The organism is Gluconobacter sp. P5H9_a (assembly GCF_018812085.1).
Lineage (GTDB): Bacteria > Pseudomonadota > Alphaproteobacteria > Acetobacterales > Acetobacteraceae > Gluconobacter.
Map to the genome: position 1 here is coordinate 1 of NZ_JACRVW010000047.1, position 770 is coordinate 770.

Here is a 770-nt window from a genome sequence, read left to right on the forward strand (position 1 = left end):
CCGAGCGCATAGGCCCGATTCAGAGCATTGATAACCGTCCGGCGGCTGGCGCCTGACTTCTCTGCCATTGCTTCGTGACTAGGGAACATAGCCCCATCGTCCCCCATGAACTCCGGCAGAACCGCCAGCGCATGTGCTTCCCCAAGAGTCAGCTTACCTTCCGACCGGAAACGACGAAGCATGGCCTGAAACCGGCGGATAATCTGCCATTTTGTCATGGGACGGGAGGTCTTGTAAGTAATGTCCACTGTCTATCCTCCCTCGGACTGGCCCTCTTCTCTTGAGGGGAACCCCGGAAACGGGTTATCGTTCACCTCGGAAAGCTGACCCGTCCACTGCTACTGGCGGGTTAAGCTGAAAGGTCGGAGTTCGCTGCTCCGGCCTTTCGCCGTGTATGGGGACAGTGTTTTCCCATTTCTGAAAAAACGCAATGGGATATGAAAAATGAAATCGCCATTAGAACGGCAAGGGATAGCCAAAGCAGGCGCCAGCATCAAAATGTCCGCTAAAGGAAGAAGTAGTCTGGAACTGCAAGGAATGGCGAAAAGCATTCAAGCCGGTGGGTCATTAACTATCACTGATGCAGATACAAAATCGCCCCTAGAATTGCAGGGAATAGCTCACGCAGGCGCAGGAAAAGTCATCTTCGATTTTACGGCTTAATCCCACCCAGACGCCCTGACGGGCGGGCTACGCCGCTCCCGCGCTGCGCTCGCTCCGGGTCTGTTCTGCTCTGTGCTATGCTCATCTGCTTGCTCAGAGGACAAGGA

The 770-nt window shown here is 54.8% G+C and carries 2 protein-coding genes; one reads left to right on the forward strand and one right to left on the reverse strand.

The window, feature by feature from the left end; translation table 11 throughout:
• Positions 1-248, reverse strand: a 248-nt coding sequence (locus KP708_RS15395; RefSeq protein WP_215757235.1) for a helix-turn-helix domain-containing protein, incomplete at its 3' end; no start/stop codon positions are given.
• Positions 249-444: 196 nt separating this feature from the next.
• Here KP708_RS15395 and KP708_RS15400 point away from each other — a divergent pair.
• Positions 445-663, forward strand: coding sequence for a hypothetical protein (locus tag KP708_RS15400; protein WP_215757236.1), 219 nt, complete (start codon positions 445-447; stop codon positions 661-663).
• The last annotated feature ends 107 nt before the right edge of the window (positions 664-770 follow it).

What these genes read in the sequence shown, in the direction of transcription:
- KP708_RS15400 (WP_215757236.1), top strand. Translation starts at nt 445, where the DNA reads ATGAAATCGCCATTAGAACGGCAAGGGATAGCCAAAGCAGGCGCCAGC.